The 14,552-nt window shown below is 73.7% G+C and carries 10 protein-coding genes; 2 read left to right on the top strand and 8 right to left on the bottom strand.

All coding sequences use genetic code 11. The annotated features are described in order from the left end of the window. Positions 1-69: 69 nt before the first annotated feature. The 3 genes from JS756_RS19110 to JS756_RS19100 all read right to left on the bottom strand — a co-directional run bounded on the left by JS756_RS19110 (position 70) and on the right by JS756_RS19100 (position 5,180). Complete coding sequence (locus tag JS756_RS19110; RefSeq protein ID WP_205384341.1) at positions 70-630, bottom strand: YdeI/OmpD-associated family protein; 561 nt, start codon at positions 628-630, stop codon at positions 70-72. 79 nt (positions 631-709) lie between these two features. Continuing rightward, positions 710-2,107, bottom strand: coding sequence for a hypothetical protein (locus JS756_RS19105; protein WP_205384340.1), 1,398 nt, complete (start codon positions 2,105-2,107; stop codon positions 710-712). 61 nt (positions 2,108-2,168) lie between these two features. Continuing rightward, positions 2,169-5,180, bottom strand: coding sequence for a glycoside hydrolase family 3 protein (locus JS756_RS19100; protein WP_205384339.1), 3,012 nt, complete (start codon positions 5,178-5,180; stop codon positions 2,169-2,171). Positions 5,181-5,369: 189 nt separating this feature from the next. Between JS756_RS19100 and JS756_RS19095 the strand changes: the two genes are divergently transcribed. Then, positions 5,370-6,059 carry an SLATT domain-containing protein gene (locus JS756_RS19095; RefSeq protein WP_205384338.1) on the top strand — a complete coding sequence of 230 codons (690 nt, stop codon included), beginning with the start codon at positions 5,370-5,372 and terminating at the stop codon, positions 6,057-6,059. A gap of 618 nt (positions 6,060-6,677) precedes the next feature. On the opposite strand, the gene cimA is transcribed toward JS756_RS19095, so the two are convergent. The 5 genes from cimA to ureA all read right to left on the bottom strand — a co-directional run bounded on the left by cimA (position 6,678) and on the right by ureA (position 12,955). Beyond that, entirely contained in the window at positions 6,678-8,291 is a 1,614-nt protein-coding gene (gene cimA / locus JS756_RS19090) for a citramalate synthase (protein ID WP_205384337.1), read from the bottom strand. 368 nt (positions 8,292-8,659) lie between these two features. Then, positions 8,660-9,271 carry a TetR/AcrR family transcriptional regulator gene (locus JS756_RS19085; protein ID WP_205384336.1) on the bottom strand — a complete coding sequence of 204 codons (612 nt, stop codon included), beginning with the start codon at positions 9,269-9,271 and terminating at the stop codon, positions 8,660-8,662. Positions 9,272-9,438: 167 nt separating this feature from the next. Beyond that, positions 9,439-10,488, bottom strand: a complete 1,050-nt coding sequence (locus JS756_RS19080; protein ID WP_205384335.1) for an agmatine deiminase family protein — start codon at positions 10,486-10,488, stop codon at positions 9,439-9,441. Positions 10,489-10,508: 20 nt separating this feature from the next. Next, entirely contained in the window at positions 10,509-12,221 is a 1,713-nt protein-coding gene (locus tag JS756_RS19075; RefSeq protein WP_205384334.1) for an urease subunit alpha, read from the bottom strand. Then, positions 12,221-12,955: an urease subunit gamma gene (gene ureA / locus JS756_RS19070; protein ID WP_205384333.1), complete on the bottom strand. Its 735-nt coding sequence runs from the start codon at positions 12,953-12,955 to the stop codon at positions 12,221-12,223. The genes JS756_RS19075 and ureA overlap by 1 nt, the downstream gene beginning before the upstream one ends. A gap of 154 nt (positions 12,956-13,109) precedes the next feature. Here ureA and JS756_RS19065 point away from each other — a divergent pair, with 154 nt between their 5' ends. Continuing rightward, on the top strand, positions 13,110-14,552 hold the full coding sequence (locus tag JS756_RS19065) for a cytosine permease (RefSeq protein ID WP_205384332.1): 1,443 nt from the start codon (positions 13,110-13,112) through the stop codon (positions 14,550-14,552).

Below are 14,552 nucleotides of genomic sequence, written 5' to 3'. Positions count from 1 at the left end.
CGCGTCGCGAACGCCCCGCCGGACCCGTGCCCGTCGTCGCGCCCGCCACCCGGCGGGAGTTCCCGGGACTCATCCGCCGGGCGCCGTCAGCCCCGCCACCGCCGCCTCGGCCCTGGCCGTGCGGGCGGCTGCGGTGCGGGCACGCAGGACGGGAAGCGTCAGGAGGTAGCGGTCGGTACGGCCCAGCGCCTCGAAACGCTGCCTGGCACGCGGCGCACGCGCCAGGGCCCGGGACAGTTCGTCCGGCATCGGCGCGTCCTTCTGCGAGGCGTAGGCGGCCGACCAGCGGCCGTCCGCCCGGGCCGCTTCCGCCTCGGCGACGCCTGCGGGTCGCATGCGCCCGGCGGCGGTCAGTTCCGCCACGCGCCGGACGTTGACCTGCGACCAGACGCTGCCGCGGCGGCGCGGCGTGATCCGCTGGAGGAAGCAGGCGTCGTCGAGCCCCTTGCGTTGCCCGGTGATCCAGCCGTGGCAGAGCGCGACGTCGTTGACGTCGGCCGCGCTGACGGACGGGATGCCGCTGCCCTTCCTGGCGACCTTGATCCACAGGCCCGGATGGGAAGCGGCGTGTGCCAGCAGCCAGGAGTCGAGGTCGCCGGCGGTGCGGAAGGCGAGCGGGGATGTCGTCATGCGGCGACAGTACGGGCGATGTAGGACAGGTCCTGTCCGCTGTCGCTCCATGCCGGTCCACGTCGGACCGTCCGCCGCCTCAGAAGCCTCCGAAGTCCCCTCCCCCGCCGTCGAAGCCGCCTCCCCCGTCGAAGCCGCCGCCGAAGCTGCCGAAGTCCCCGGGGTCGAAGTCGGCGCCCGAGACGTCACCTCCCTGGTAACCGCCGCCGAAGTCGCCGTATCCGCCGCCGTAGTCGGCGCCGTAGGCCGGGGCGGCCATCATGTTGCCGAGCATCGTGCCGATCAGCAGGCCCGGCAGGATGCCGCCGCCGAAGTATCCGCCGGCCCAGGGTCCGTAGGCGGGGCCCGCGTCCCAGTAGGGGCGGCGGCCCTGGTCGGTGTCGACCTCGCGGACCATCGGGTCGTGGCCGTCGGCGAGGCGGACCCGGTCGGCGGCACAGACCGGCACCTCGCGCGGGGAACCGGCGGGCGGGGTCCACTCGGCGTCGGCCACCGAGGGACCGTGGCGCGGGTCGAAGAAGCAGGGCGGGCGGCGTTCGGGCAGGGGGCTGCCCTCGCGGCGGGCGGCCAGCTGGACGAGGGAGAAGCGGCCGTCCTCCAGCGCCTCGGTGACCCCGCGGACGTCCTCAGGCCGGGTGGCGGCACCCATCAGCGACTTGGCCTCCTCGTAGGCGTCGAGAGACCGTTCGTAGTCCGCGCGCATCGCGTCGTCGGCGCCCGCCTCCGCGGGGTGGAAGTCCAGGCGGTCGAGCTCCTCGCCGAAGGCGGTGATGTCCTCGTCCACGACGACCCGCAGCTTCTCCAGCGCGGCCCGCTGCTCCTCGGCGCGACGGCGCCGGCTGCGGCGGACCAGCGCGTACGCGCCCGCTCCGCCCGCGAGGACCACGGCGCCGGCGGTGACCAGCGCGGTGGTGGAGGCCCCGCCACCGCTGCCGGAGGAACCCCAGCCGGCGGGCGCCGCGCCGCCCATGTTGACCAGCGCGCGGTCGGCGAAGTCGTCGAGCTGGGTCGCGGCGTCGCCGTCGCTCCGGACGCTCGTGACCAGGTTCCGGACGGCCGTGGGCGGCAGGACCGCGGAGTCGGCGCGAGCGTCGAAGCGGTCGCCGAGGCGGACGGCGTACAGGCCGGTGATGCCGGTCGCGGTGCGCAGGTCGGTGAACAGGTTCTCGGTGGGGTAGTCCGCCGGCAGCACCGCGACGAACAGCGGCTTGTCGGCGTCCTTGATCTTCTGGGCCAGGGCGCCGGCGTCGGCGGGCGACAGCTGGCCGGAGGCGGCCGGGTCGACGTAGACGGGCCCTTGGCGCAGGGCCTCGGCGACGGTCGACACGCTCGCGTCCACGACCGCGGCGCGCGCGGCACCGCGCTGCTTTCCCGAGTCCGCCGTGGCGTGCGGAAGACCGGCCAGGACGGCCAGCGCGACGAGCGCGAGGGCCAGCAGGAGTCCCGGGAGGCTTCGGGTCCGTGTGACGGACTTCATATATAGAAGTTACCCGAAGCCTTCCGGGCCGGTCAGTGATGCGGGTGGGAAATGTACCGGTTCATGCGGAACGGTAGGCCGCCGTCAGCCTCGCCACCGCCGCTCCGTAGCGTCCGGTCGACACAAGGTGATCGGCCTCGGCGAACGGCACGGCCACCGCGGCCGTCATCGTGTCCCCCGCTCGGTGCTGGACGATCAGCCGGGCCCGGGTGACCAGGGTCTGCCCGGCCCGGTGGGCGCCGGCCCGTTCGGCGGCCCGGGCGGCGGCGCCGAGCGCGGCGAGGGTGCGTTCGCCGCCCTGCGGGATCCGGGCCAGCGTGGTCAGGCCCCAGCCGTAGGGGAACTGCGGGTCGTAGACGGCGTCCCCCACGTTGATCGGCAGTTGCGCCTCGGAGCGCGGCCAGGTGACCGGCAGCTGTCCGGTGAACGGCCGCCGGCCGTAGAGCACGTCGGCGACGCCGTCGCCCTCGGTGCCCGGGAGCCAGGACGCGACCAGGGCGTCGATCGTGCCGAGGCGGTCGCCGACGAGTTGCGGCCGGCCGGAGACGATCAGCACCGCGCACCTCATCGCCGCGCACACCCGGTCCACGGCGGCCCGGTCGGCCGCGGACAGCTCCAGGTCGTGGCCGTTGCCGACGTCGCCGACGCCCTCCGCGTACGGTGCCTCCCCGACGACGACCACGCCGACGTCGTAGCCGTCGGTGGGCGCGGAGGCGTCCGCGGAGTACGTCACGTTCCCGCCGGCCCCGCGCATGGCCTGCAGGACGGTCGTCCCCGGGGTGACGGCTCCGGAGGAGCCCTGCCAGGTGACGGTCCAGCCGCCGGCCTGATTGCCGATGTCGTCGGCGTTGGTACCGGCGACGTACACCTTCTGCGACGGCTTCAGGGGAAGCAGACCGCCGGCGTTCTTCAGCAGCACCTGCGACTCGGCGACGGCCTGCCGGGCCACCGCGCGGTGCGCGGCCGAGCCGATCTCCGCGGCCCCGCGGGTGTCGGCGTAGGGCCGCTCGAACAGCCCGAGGCGGAACTTCTGGGTGAGGACGCGGGAGACCGCGTCGTCGATGCGCCGCTCGCTGATCCGGCCGGCCCGGACCTCGTCGATGAGTGTGGTGCGGAAGTCCCGGTACGCGTAGGGCACCATGATCATGTCGAGGCCGGCGTTGACGGACGTGCGGACGTCGCTCGCGTAGTCGCCGGGCAGTTGGTCGATGGCCGCCCAGTCGCTGATCACGAAGCCGTCGAAGCCCATCCGGCCCTTCAGCACGCCGTCGATCATGTCGGCGCGGGCGTGCATCTTGACCGGCCCCCGTCCGTCGCCGGCGATGTCGAGGGAGGAGTACGACGGCATGACCGAGCCGACACCGCGCTCCACGGCCGTGGCGTAGGGGGCCAGGTGGACGGCCTCCAGCTCCTGCCGGGTGACGCGGGTGACGCCCTGGTCGATGGTGTAGGTGCCGGTAGTGGAGGAGCCGTAGGCCGTGCCGCCGTCACCGGCGAAGTGCTTGGCGGTGGCGAGGACCTTGTCCGGCCGGCTCAGGTCGCGCCCGTCCGCGCGCCCCTGGAGGCCCTGGACGACCGTCTCCATCGACTCCACCAGGGCGGGGTCCTCGCCGAAGGACTCGTAGGAGCGACCCCAGCGCTCGTCGCGGGTGACGCAGAGGCAGGGGGCGAAGTCCCAGGGGATGCCGGTGGCGCGCACCTCTGCGGCCGTCACGGCCGCGGCCCGCTGGGCGAGACGGGGGTCGCGGGTCGCCCCGATGCCGATGTTGTGCGGCATGATCGTGGCACCGACGAGGTTGTTGTGCCCGTGCACCGCGTCGACACCGTAGATCAGCGGGATCTGGAAGCGGGTGGTCCGCGTCCGCAGCTGGTAGGCGTCGATCATCTTCGCCCAGGCCGCAGGGGTGTTGGGTGTCGGGGTCGAGCCGCCGCCGGAGAGCAGCGAACCCAGGCCGTACGCGCCGATGTCCCCGGGGGCGGCGAGCGCGCCGCGCTCGGCCTGCGTCATCTGGCCGGCCTTCTCCTCCTGGGACATGCGGGACAGCAGATCGGCGACCCGCTCGCGTACCGGCCGCCCGCTGTCGAGGTACGGCAGTCCGTGGGCGTCGATCACGATCTGCGGGGTCTCGGCCGGGGCCCGGGCTCCGGTGACCTGTAGCTCCAGCGGCACCGTCTCGGCCGGCTCGGCGGAGGCGTCCTTCCGCGTGCGGACCCGGACGGTGCGGGCCGTGCCCGAGGGGGTGCCGGCCGGGAAGGTGACGGTGCCGGCGACCGGGGTGTAGTCCCGGCCGGCCTCGGCGGTGCCGCCGGCGGTCCGGTAGGCGACGGTCACGGGCTCGCCGAGGGGTGCGGCGCCGGCGGTGGCGACGGTGACCGTCACGGCGGCGGTGCCGCCCTCGCGCACGGAGTGGACGGGGGCGTCGGTGGTGACGAAGGTGCGCAGGGCCGGGTCGGCCCTGCCGTAGAGCTCCACGCCGTCCATCGCGAACTGCCCCGCGGTGCCCGCGGGGAGCGTGACGGCGTACCCCCACATCTCGGTGAGGCCGAGGACGTGGTCGATACCGCCGACGGGCTGGTGGTAGGTCCGGTAGACGAAGTCCGTGAACGGCAGCTCGATCCGCTTCCAGCCGGTGAAGTCGTCGGTGAAGGACGTGGTCCACAGCTCGGAGGCCTCGCCGTGGGCACCGCCGTCCTTGATCTCGAAGGAGATGGTGCGGCCGTCGCCGCGCCCCTCCCACCACAGGCGGATGCCCCGGTGGGCGGACCAGTCGTGGGCGGGCCGGTCGGCGGCGTAGTCGTGGGTGAAGCCGCCGTAGCCGCTGATGTCGTAGTCGCCGGCGAGGACGTGGCCGCCCTCGGGCGCGTCGGCGCGCTCGGGGAGCCGGAGGGTGGGCGGGTCGTCGCTGTCGGCACCCCAGGTGAAGATGCCTTCGGCGGGCTGGGAGGCGAAGGGGACCTCGCCCTCGAAAAGGTCGACGGGCACGGGGGCGGGGGCGTCGGCGGCGTGCGCCGAGGACAGCGGGAGTGCGGCGGCCAGCAGGGCGGTGGAGACGAGCAGGGCGGTTCTCGGCATGGACCTTCCCTTGACTCTCGTTGTTCACTCATGGCTTAGCTCACGCCGTGAGTTAACTGGCGGCCCGCTGGTCCGTCAAGACGTCGCATCGGCCATGTCACCCCGGCGGACCCACCCCGCGCCCTGCCCCTACGATGCCCTTACCGCCGTCGGCCGACCGGCCGACCGGCCGCAGCGAAGGGGGCGGGGATGGGGACGTTCGTCAGGCGCAGAGCCGGCGACACGACGGTGAGCGAGCTGGCCGAGCTGGACCGGTCGCGCACACGGGCCGACCTCCTGCTGGAGCTGTTCCGGCATGCCGAGCAGGAGGTGATCGGGGCGATCGGCTGGTACCTGGAGCAGCGCAAGCGCCCCGCGATGTGGTCGCGGGCGCTGCGGGCCCTCGCCGCCCTGCTCGGCATCGCCGGGACGATCACCCCGCTCGTGCACGCCGCCGTGCCTGCGGCCGTGCAGCCCGAGTGGGGCTTCGTCTTCCTGGCGGGCGGCGCCGGCTGCGTCCTCTTCGACCGGATCTTCGGGTTCTCCGCGTCCTGGACCCGGTACATCCGCAGCGAGCTGGCACTCCAGCAGATCCTCAAGAAGGCCCAGGCCGAATGGGCGCAGGCGTATCTGAGGATCACCGACTCCCCCAGCGACAAGGAGCAGGCGGCGCTGCTGGGCGTGATCGAGCGGCTGCGCGCGGACGGCCAGCGGATCCTGGAGGAGGAGAGCAGGGCGTGGATGGGCTACCTGGCCGACGGGATCGACGAGCTGACCCGCTCCACGACGCCCAGCGCCGGCCAGCGGCCGGGGCACGCGGGGGTGCTGCGGCTGGACCGCACCACCGGACGCGACCAGGGCGCCGACCCGGCTTCGAGGCCGCGTTCCTCGGCCCTGTGACGCGCCGCGGCGGCGCGGTGCTGTGACCGGAAAGGCACCCCCCGGGCCGCTCGCCCCCGGTCGGCGGCCCGCCCCGGGCGGAGACGGGCCGCGCCCCGTCTCCGACGCACCCCCTTCGCGCGGGAGCGCGGCACGACGACACCCCGTTCCGCCCGGAGGCCACGGGACCGGGGCGGGGCCGCGCGGCGCCGGCGGGGCGGGAGCGGCCGGCGGGCGGCCCGAGCGGGTGCCCGACCTGTAGCCCCGCGGGGCGGCGCGGGCCGGGTGCCCCTTGCGCGGCGATGCCCCCGGCCCGGGCGCCCGCCCGGGCCGGGGGCATCGCCGCCGTCGGGGGCGGTGAGGAACCGGACGCCCGCCACGCGCTCGCCGCGGCCACCGAGCAGGACGGCCCCGGCGCCTGCTCGCCGAAGCGGCGTCGACCCCGACCGCGTCCGCGGACGGCTCGGCGCAGCGGGCGGGCGCGAGAAGTCCGAGCCGACCACGCTCGCCCCGGCCGCCGACGGCGGGGCGGGACGGCCCGGGCGCGGTGCGGCCGGGAGGGGCGAGCGGACCCCCGCGAGCTGCCGCGCCGGTGCCGCGGCCGGCCGGCACCCGGCCGCGGCGGGTCCGGCGTGCGGGTCAGCGCGCGGGCTCCACACCCGCCCGCAGCAGGCCGAAGGTGTAGGCGTCCTCCAGCGCCTGCCAGGAGGCGGCGATGACGTTGTCGGCGACGCCGACCGTCGACCACTCGCCGGAGCCGTCCGTCGTGGAGATCAGCACCCGGGTCGTGGACTCGGTGCCGTGCTTGCCCTCCAGGATGCGGACCTTGTAGTCGACCAGCTCGAACGTGGCCAGCGGCGGGTAGATCTTCTCCAGACCCACACGCAGGGCGCGGTCGAGGGCGTGGACCGGGCCGTTGCCCTCCGCGGTGGCGACGATGCGCTCGCCCTTGGCCCACAGCTTGACCGTGGCCTCGTTGGCGTGGCTGCCGTCGGGCCGGTCCTCGACGATGGCCCGCCAGGACTCGACCTCGAAGTACCGCAGCGGCTTGCCGCCGTGCACCTCCGCGCGCAGCAGCAGTTCGAACGACGCGTCGGCCGCCTCGTAGGTGTACCCCTTGAGCTCGCGCTCCTTCACCCGCTCCACGACCCGGCCCACCAGCTCACGGTCGCCGCCGAGGTCGACCCCCAGCTCCTTGCCCTTCAGCTCCACCGACGCCCGGCCGGCCATGTCGGACACGAGCATCCGCATGGTGTTGCCGACCTGCTCCGGGTCGATGTGCTGGTACAGGTCCGGGTCGACCTTGATGGCGGAGGCGTGCAGCCCGGCCTTGTGGGCGAAGGCGGAGACACCGACGTACGGCTGGTGCGTGGAGGGCGTCAGGTTCACCACCTCGGCGATGGCGTGCGAGATCCGGGTCATCTCGCGCAGCCGCCCCTCGGGGAGCACCTGCTTGCCGTACTTCAGCTCCAGTGCGGCGACGACCGGGAAGAGGTTGGCGTTGCCCACCCGTTCGCCGTACCCGTTCGCGGTGCACTGCACGTGTGTCGCGCCGGCGTCCACCGCAGCGAGCGTGTTGGCCACCGCGCATCCGGTGTCGTCCTGGGCGTGGATGCCGAGTCGGGCGCCGGTGTCGGCCAGCACCGTGGAGACGACCGCGTGGATCTGGGCGGGGAGCATGCCGCCGTTGGTGTCGCAGAGGATCACCACGTCCGCGCCCGCCTGCGCGGCGGTGCGCACCACGGTCTTGGCGTACTCGGGGGCGGCCCGGTAGCCGTCGAAGAAGTGCTCGCAGTCGACGAAGACCCGGCGCCCCTGCGACCGCAGGTGGGCGACCGTGTCCCGGATCATCGCCAGGTTCTCGTCCAGGGTGGTCCGCAGCGCCAGCTCCACATGCCGGTCGTGGGACTTGGCGACCAGGGTGATGACCGGGGCGCCGGACTCCAGCAGCGCCCTGACCTGCGGGTCCTCCTCCGCCGTGGCGCCGGCTCGGCGGGTGGCGCCGAAGGCGACGAGCTGGGCGTGACGAAAGTCGATCTCCTGCCGGGCGCGGGCGAAGAACTCGGTGTCCCGCGGGTTGGCACCGGGCCAGCCGCCCTCGATGAAGCCCACGCCGAAGTCGTCCAGGTGCCGTGCGATCGCGAGCTTGTCGGCGACGGTGAGGTTGATGCCCTCCCGCTGGGCGCCGTCGCGCAGCGTGGTGTCGAAGACGTGGAACGAGTCGTCGAGCTCGTTGTGTGCCGTCTCGGTCATGGTCTCAAGGCTCCTGTTGTGAATCTTCGGTCATACCGGAACAACCGGCTCCACCGTCCCCCCATGTTCCCTCGCACGTGCCTCCCGGCTGAAGGTGGGCCAGGAAACAGAAAAACCCCTCGCGGGTGCGAGAGGTCTGCGCGCGGGTCGAGGACGACGGTGGCCGCCCGTACCTGGTCGTACGTGACGGTCACTGCGGACCGGCGCGCCTGCTGCCAATAATCGTGGCGAACGAGAGCACGGGGGCAGTCTGGCACATTCCGCCCCCGTGCTCACCGTCCGTCTCAGGATGCGAGCAGTGTGCTGACCGCCTCGGGCTGTCGGCGGGCCGCGGTTCCCTTGTCGGGCGGCGCCTGGGCGCGACCCGGTCAGGCGCCGGTGAGGAGCGCCTGCTCCAGGAACTCCCTCACGTGACCGAGGACCTGCACCCGGTCCGTCCCGCGCAGCCCGATCGCGACGTGGATGGAGAAGCCGTCGAGCAGCGCTCGCAGCCGGGTGGCGAAGCGGTCCGGGTCGACCCTGCGGAACTCCCCTCGGGACGCCCCCTCCGCCAGTAGGGCGACGAGATCGCGGTGCCAGGCGCCCTCGATGGCTGCCTGCCGGTCGCGGGCGGCCGCGTCGGCGTTCTGCGAGCGGTTCCAGACCTCCAGCCACAGTGTCCAGTGCGGGTCGCGGTGGCCGTCGGGGACGTACAGGTCCACATAGGCGTCGAGGCGTTCGCGGGCCGTGCCGGGCCGGGTCAGCAGCCTTCCGCGCTCGGCGCCGAGCCTTCCCTCGCTCCACTCCAGGGTCTGGAGCAGCAGTTCGTCCTTGGAGTGGAAGTAGTACAGCAGGTGCCCGCTGCTCATCTGGACCTGACGGCCCAGCGCGGCCATGGTGAGCTTCTCCAGCCCGCGCTCCGCGATCATGTCCATGGCCGCGGCGAGGACCTCCTCGCGGGGCGGGGCGGGCGTGCGGCGGCGGGAGGCGGGGGCGCTCATGCGCCTGCCCCCCGGGCCGCGTCGGACGCCGCGCCGGGCAGGACGCGGCCCGGACCCGGGAGCCCGTCGCCCCCGGAGTGCCCCCGGAGTGCGGCCGGACGGTGCGGGGCTCGGGTGGGCCGGTGACCGCGGGCCCGGCGGTGCAGCGTTACGTTCACCCGTACGTTCTACCCGAGGGGGGCCTTCGGCTGCTGCTGGGTGATGCAGTGGATGCCGCCTCCGCCCGCGAACACCGTCCGGGCGTCGACGAGGGTCACCGTCCGCGCGGGGAACAGCCGGCGGAAGATGCCCGCGGCGATCTCGTCGCGCGGGTCGTCGAAGCCGCACAGGACCACGCCGCCGTTGCAGAGGTAGTGGTTGATGTAGGAGTAGTCGGCCCAGTGGCCGTCGGCCTCCAGGACGGCGGGCGCGGGGACCTCGACGACCTCCAGCCTGCGGCCCCGGGCGTCCGTCTGGGAGCGCAGGATCCCGATGGCCTCGCGGGTCACCTCGTGGTCGGGGTGGGCCGGGTCCGGCTGGTGGTGGGCGACGACCACGCCGGGGCGGGCGAAGGCGGCGACGATGTCGACGTGGCCGAGGGTGCCGAAACCGTGGGGCGGGTAGTCGCCGGTGAGGCCGCGGGGCAGCCAGATCGCCTTGCGGGTGCCGAGGTGGGCGTGGATCTCGGCCTCGACCTGTGCGCGGGTCCAGTGCGGGTTGCGTTCGGGGCCGAGCTGGACCGTCTCCGTCAGCAGGACGGTGCCCTCGCCGTCGACGTGGATCGCGCCGCCCTCGTTCACCAGCTTCGACGCGTACGTCTTCGCGCCGGCGAGGTCCGAGACGTAGGCGGCGATCTTCGCGTCGTGCTCCCAGCGGGCCCAGTCCTGGGCGCCCCAGCCGTTGAACGTCCAGTCGACGGCGGCCAGTTCCCCGCGGGCGTCGGTGAGGAAGGTCGGGCCGATGTCCCGCATCCAGGCGTCGTTCAGTTCACGCTCGACCAGGTCGATGCCGGGGCCGAGGAGCGCGGCGGCCTGCGCCGACCCGCCCGGCCCGCACACCACGGTCACCGGTTCGAAGCGGCGGACGGCGCGGGCGACCGACGCCCAGGCGGCCCGGGACGCGGCGAGGGCCTCAGGGTCGTCGAAGGTGGGGTTGGGGCCGGGCCACGCCATCCAGGTGCGCTCGTGGGGGGTCCACTCGGCGGGCATGCGGAAGCCGTCGGCGGCAGGGGTGCTCATGCAGCGGGTCCTTTGGCGGGTCAGAGGAAGTACAGGCGGTTGAGGGAGACGGAGTCGGCGGGCGCGGAGCGCAGCGGCTCGCCGTCCAGCGTCACCAGGCCCGTGCGCTGGTCGACGTCCACCGCTCCGGTGCGGGAGTTCAGGCGCAGGTCGGCCGGGCCGATGCCGCGGGTGCCGCGGACGGCGACGCGGCGGCGCCGGGTGGGCATGGTGTCGTGGCCCTGGTCGAGCGCGGCCCGGGCGACGAAGGCGACGGAGATGTCGGCGGGGGTGGCCCCGTACGCCCCGAACTGGGGTCCGAGGACGAGGGGTTCGCAGGTGTCGGTGGCGGCGTTGGGGTCGCCGACGACGCCGTACGCCGGGAATCCCGCCTTCAGCACGAGTTGCGGCTTGGCGCCGAAGTACTCCGGGCGCCACAGGACGATGTCGGCCAGTTTGCCGGTCTCGATCGAACCGACCTCGTGGGCCAGGCCGTGCGCGATGGCCGGGTTGATCGTCAGCTTGGCCATGTAGCGCAGGACGCGCTCGTTGTCGTGGTCGCCCGTGGCGCCCAGTTCGGCCTTCATCTTGCCGGCCATGGCGAAGGTACGGCGGACCGTCTCGCCGGCCCGGCCCATGCCCTGCGCGTCCGACGACGTGATGCCGATGGCGCCCAGGTCGTGCAGCACGTCCTCGGCCCCCATGGTCCCGGCGCGGATCCGGTCGCGGGCCATGGCGGCGTCGCCGGGCAGGTCGGTCTTCAGGTCGTGGACGGAGACGATCATGCCGTAGTGCTCGGCGACGGCGTCCCGGCCGAAGGGCAGGGTGGGGTTGGTCGAGGAGCCGATGACGTTGGGCACGCCGGCCATCTTCAGGACGTTGGGCACGTGCCCGCCGCCGCAGCCCTCGATGTGGAAGGCGTGGATGGTGCGGCCCTCCAGGACCCTCAGGGTGTCCTCGACGGACAGGCACTCGTTCAGGCCGTCGCTGTGCAGGGCGACCTGGACGTCGTGCTCCTCGGCGACCCGCAGCGCGGTGTCCAGCGCCCGGGTGTGCGCCCCCATGTCCTCGTGGACCTTGAAGCCGCTGGCGCCGCCCTCGGCGAGCGCCTCGACCAGGGGAGCGCTGTGCGAGGACGAACCCCGGCCCAGAAAGCCGATGTTGACGGGCCAGGCGTCGAACGCGCCGAAGGCGTGCCGCAGGGCCCAGGGCGAGTTGACGCCGACGCCCCAGACCGGGCCGAACTCCTGCCCGACGACGGTGGTGACGCCGGAGGCGAGGGAGGCCTCCATGATGCGCGGCGACAGCAGGTGCACATGGGTGTCGACGGCCCCGGCGGTGGCGATGAGCCCCTCACCGGAGACGATGGAGGTACCCGTGCCGACGACGACGTCCACCCCGTCGAGGGTGTCGGGGTTGCCGGCCCGGCCGATCGCGCAGATCCGGCCCTCTCGGATGCCGATGGACACCTTGCGGATGCCCTGCACGGCGTCGACCACGACGACGTTGCTGACGACCACGTCGCAGGTGTCGCGGACGGCGGCGGCCTTCAGGTGGAGTCCGTCGCGTGCGGTCTTGCCGAATCCGGCGAGGAACTCGTCGCCGTGGAGCTGCGCGTCGGACTCGACCTCGATCGTCAGACCGCTGTCGCCCAGGCGGATCCGGTCCCCGGCCCGGGGGCCGTGGGCGGCGGCGTAGGCGTAGGGGTCGACGTGGACCGTCTCGCTGATCTCCCGTCCCTTCGAGCGGCTCATCACTCGCCTCCTTCCGACGTGTCGGACACCCTGGCGCCGGACGACGCGACGTCCCCGGTGCCGGCTCCGAGGTATCCGCAGGCCGCGGCCCGACGCAGGGCCTCCTGCCGCGCGCCGGGCGCGTCCAGCGGCCCGTCGACGAGGCCGGCGAAGCCGATCGCGACCCGGTCGCCGCCGATCGGTACGAGCCCGACCTCGTGCGCCTCGCCGGGCCCGAAGCGGACCGAGGAGCCGGCAGGGACGGCCAGTCGCATGCCGTAGGCCCGGGCGCGGGCGAAGTCGAGGCGCGGATTGGCCTCGAAGAAATGGAAGTGGGAGGTGACGGAGACCGGCACGGCCGCGGTGTTGGTGACCGTCAGCGTCGTCACCGGCTCGGGATCGGCGTGCATCGGTCCGGGCAGCAGCGCGCCCGGTGCCCGGTCTCCCAGGCCGCCACCGAGGGGGGCGGTGACGACGGCGAGTCGGGAGCCGTCGTCGAAGACGGCCTCGACGTGCACCTCGGTGACGACGTCGGCGACGCCCGGCAGCACGTCGTCGGGGCCGAGCACCGAGCGGGCCCGCTCGATCGCCTCGGCGAGCCGGGCGCCGTCCCGGGCGGCCTCGCAGACCGTGTCGGCGATCAGCGCCGTGGCCTCGGGGACGTTGAGCCTCAGCCCTCGGGCCCGGCGTGCCCGGGCCAGCTCCGCCGCTCCGAAGAGCAGCAGCCGGTCACGCTCGGTGGGGGTCAGTCTCACGACGCGGCACCTCCCTGTTTCCCTCTTGCTTTCCCACTCATTAGAGCATCACTCTAAACATCGGATTCACGCAACCGAAAGCTTGACGAGAAACTGGCGAGCAAGCAGATTGAACGCTGCTCTAACCATCTGGCGGCGTCGAAGGAGACCAGCCATGCCCATAGAACAGCGCGGAGTCGACACCATCCCCGAGGAGGAGCGCACCAGCGGCCCCCGCGATCTCGTCTCGATCCTGCTCGGCTCCAACCTCTGCCTGGGCGTCATCGTCTTCGGCTGGCTGCCCGCGTCGTTCGGGCTCGACTTCTGGTCGGGCGTCGGCTCGATCGTCGTGGGCACGCTCGTCGGCACGGCTCTGACGGCCCCACTGGCGCTGATCTCCCTGCGCACCGCGACCAACCTGTCCACGTCCTCGGGCGCCCAGTTCGGCGTGCGGGGGCGGCTGATCGGCTCGGTGGTCGGCCTGCTCCTGGCGCTCGGCTACACCGCCCTGACGGTGTGGATCGGCGGCGACGTGATGGTGGGCGTGCTGGGCAGGCTCTTCGGTCTGCGGGCGGACGGGTGGTCGTACGGCATCGTCTACGGCCTGCTCGCCGCGGCCACCGTCGCCGGCGCCGTCTACGGCTACAAGGTGCTGCTCGCCATGTCCCGCGTCCTCGCGATCGGCATGACGGCGCTGCTGGCGCTGGGGCTGGTCGCCTACGCCCCGCACTTCACCACGGGCGCGCTGCCGGAGGCCGGCGGCTATCTGCTCGGCGGGTACTGGCCGACGTGGCTGCTGTCGACGGTGGCGGCGGGGCTGTCCGGACCGATCGCCTTCATCACCCTGCTCGGCGACTACACCCGCTACATCTCCCCCGCCCGCCACGCCTCGCGCCGCGTGCTCCACGCGACCTGGCTGGGCCTCGTCCTCGGCCTGCTGGTCCCCCAGTTGTTCGGCACCTTCACCGCGTACGCCTCCGGCGCCGTCCTCGACTACGCCGGTCCGCTGGTGGTCGGCTCGCCCACCTGGTACCTGGTCCCGCTGCTGCTGGCCGCCTCCGCGGGCTCGGTCGGCAACGCCGGGCTGATGCTGTACTCGATGGGCCTCGACCTGGACGCGATCCTGCCGCGCGCCTCCCGCGCCCGCGCCACCCACACGGTCGCCGTCGTCGCCACGGCGTGCGTCTTCGTCGGCCACTACGCCTGGAACGCCCAGTCCGCCATGACGTCCTTCGTGCTGCTGCTGACCGCGATCGGCACCCCGTGGGCGGTGATCACCCTCATCGGCTTCGCCCGCTGTCGCGGCGTGTACGACGCCGACGCCCTCCAGGTCTTCAACCGCCGCTCGCAGGGCGGGATCTACTGGTACCGGGCCGGATGGAACACGCGGGCAGCCGCCGCCTGGGCACTCGGCGCCCTCGTCGGCCTGCTCGCGGTGTCGCTGCCCCGGTACGAGGGACCGCTGCTGGGGCTGACCGGCGGCGTGGACTGCAGCTTCCTGCTGTCGGGCCTGGTCGGCGGGGCCGTGTACCTGCTGCTGACGCCGGCCGCGGCACGGCCGAGGGCCGCCTCGGGGACGGAGTCCGAGGCGGCCCTCAGCATGAGCGGGGAGCGCTGA

Source organism: Streptomyces actuosus (assembly GCF_016921115.1).
In the GTDB taxonomy this organism is placed as follows: domain Bacteria; phylum Actinomycetota; class Actinomycetes; order Streptomycetales; family Streptomycetaceae; genus Streptomyces; species Streptomyces actuosus_A.
Note: the sequence above shows the minus strand (reverse complement) of the source record. Positions and strands in the feature narration are given on the sequence as shown.

Excerpts from the sequence above, each read along its gene's own strand:
- cimA (WP_205384337.1), bottom strand. The coding sequence starts at position 8,291 with ATGACCGAGACGGCACACAACGAGCTCGACGACTCGTTCCACGTCTTC.
- JS756_RS19075 (WP_205384334.1), bottom strand. The coding sequence starts at position 12,221 with ATGAGCCGCTCGAAGGGACGGGAGATCAGCGAGACGGTCCACGTCGAC.
- JS756_RS19085 (WP_205384336.1), bottom strand. The coding sequence starts at position 9,271 with ATGAGCGCCCCCGCCTCCCGCCGCCGCACGCCCGCCCCGCCCCGCGAG.
- JS756_RS19105 (WP_205384340.1), bottom strand. The coding sequence starts at position 2,107 with ATGAAGTCCGTCACACGGACCCGAAGCCTCCCGGGACTCCTGCTGGCC.
- JS756_RS19100 (WP_205384339.1), bottom strand. The coding sequence starts at position 5,180 with ATGCCGAGAACCGCCCTGCTCGTCTCCACCGCCCTGCTGGCCGCCGCA.
- JS756_RS19065 (WP_205384332.1), top strand. The coding sequence starts at position 13,110 with ATGCCCATAGAACAGCGCGGAGTCGACACCATCCCCGAGGAGGAGCGC.
- JS756_RS19095 (WP_205384338.1), top strand. The coding sequence starts at position 5,370 with ATGGGGACGTTCGTCAGGCGCAGAGCCGGCGACACGACGGTGAGCGAG.
- JS756_RS19080 (WP_205384335.1), bottom strand. The coding sequence starts at position 10,488 with ATGAGCACCCCTGCCGCCGACGGCTTCCGCATGCCCGCCGAGTGGACC.
- JS756_RS19110 (WP_205384341.1), bottom strand. The coding sequence starts at position 630 with ATGACGACATCCCCGCTCGCCTTCCGCACCGCCGGCGACCTCGACTCC.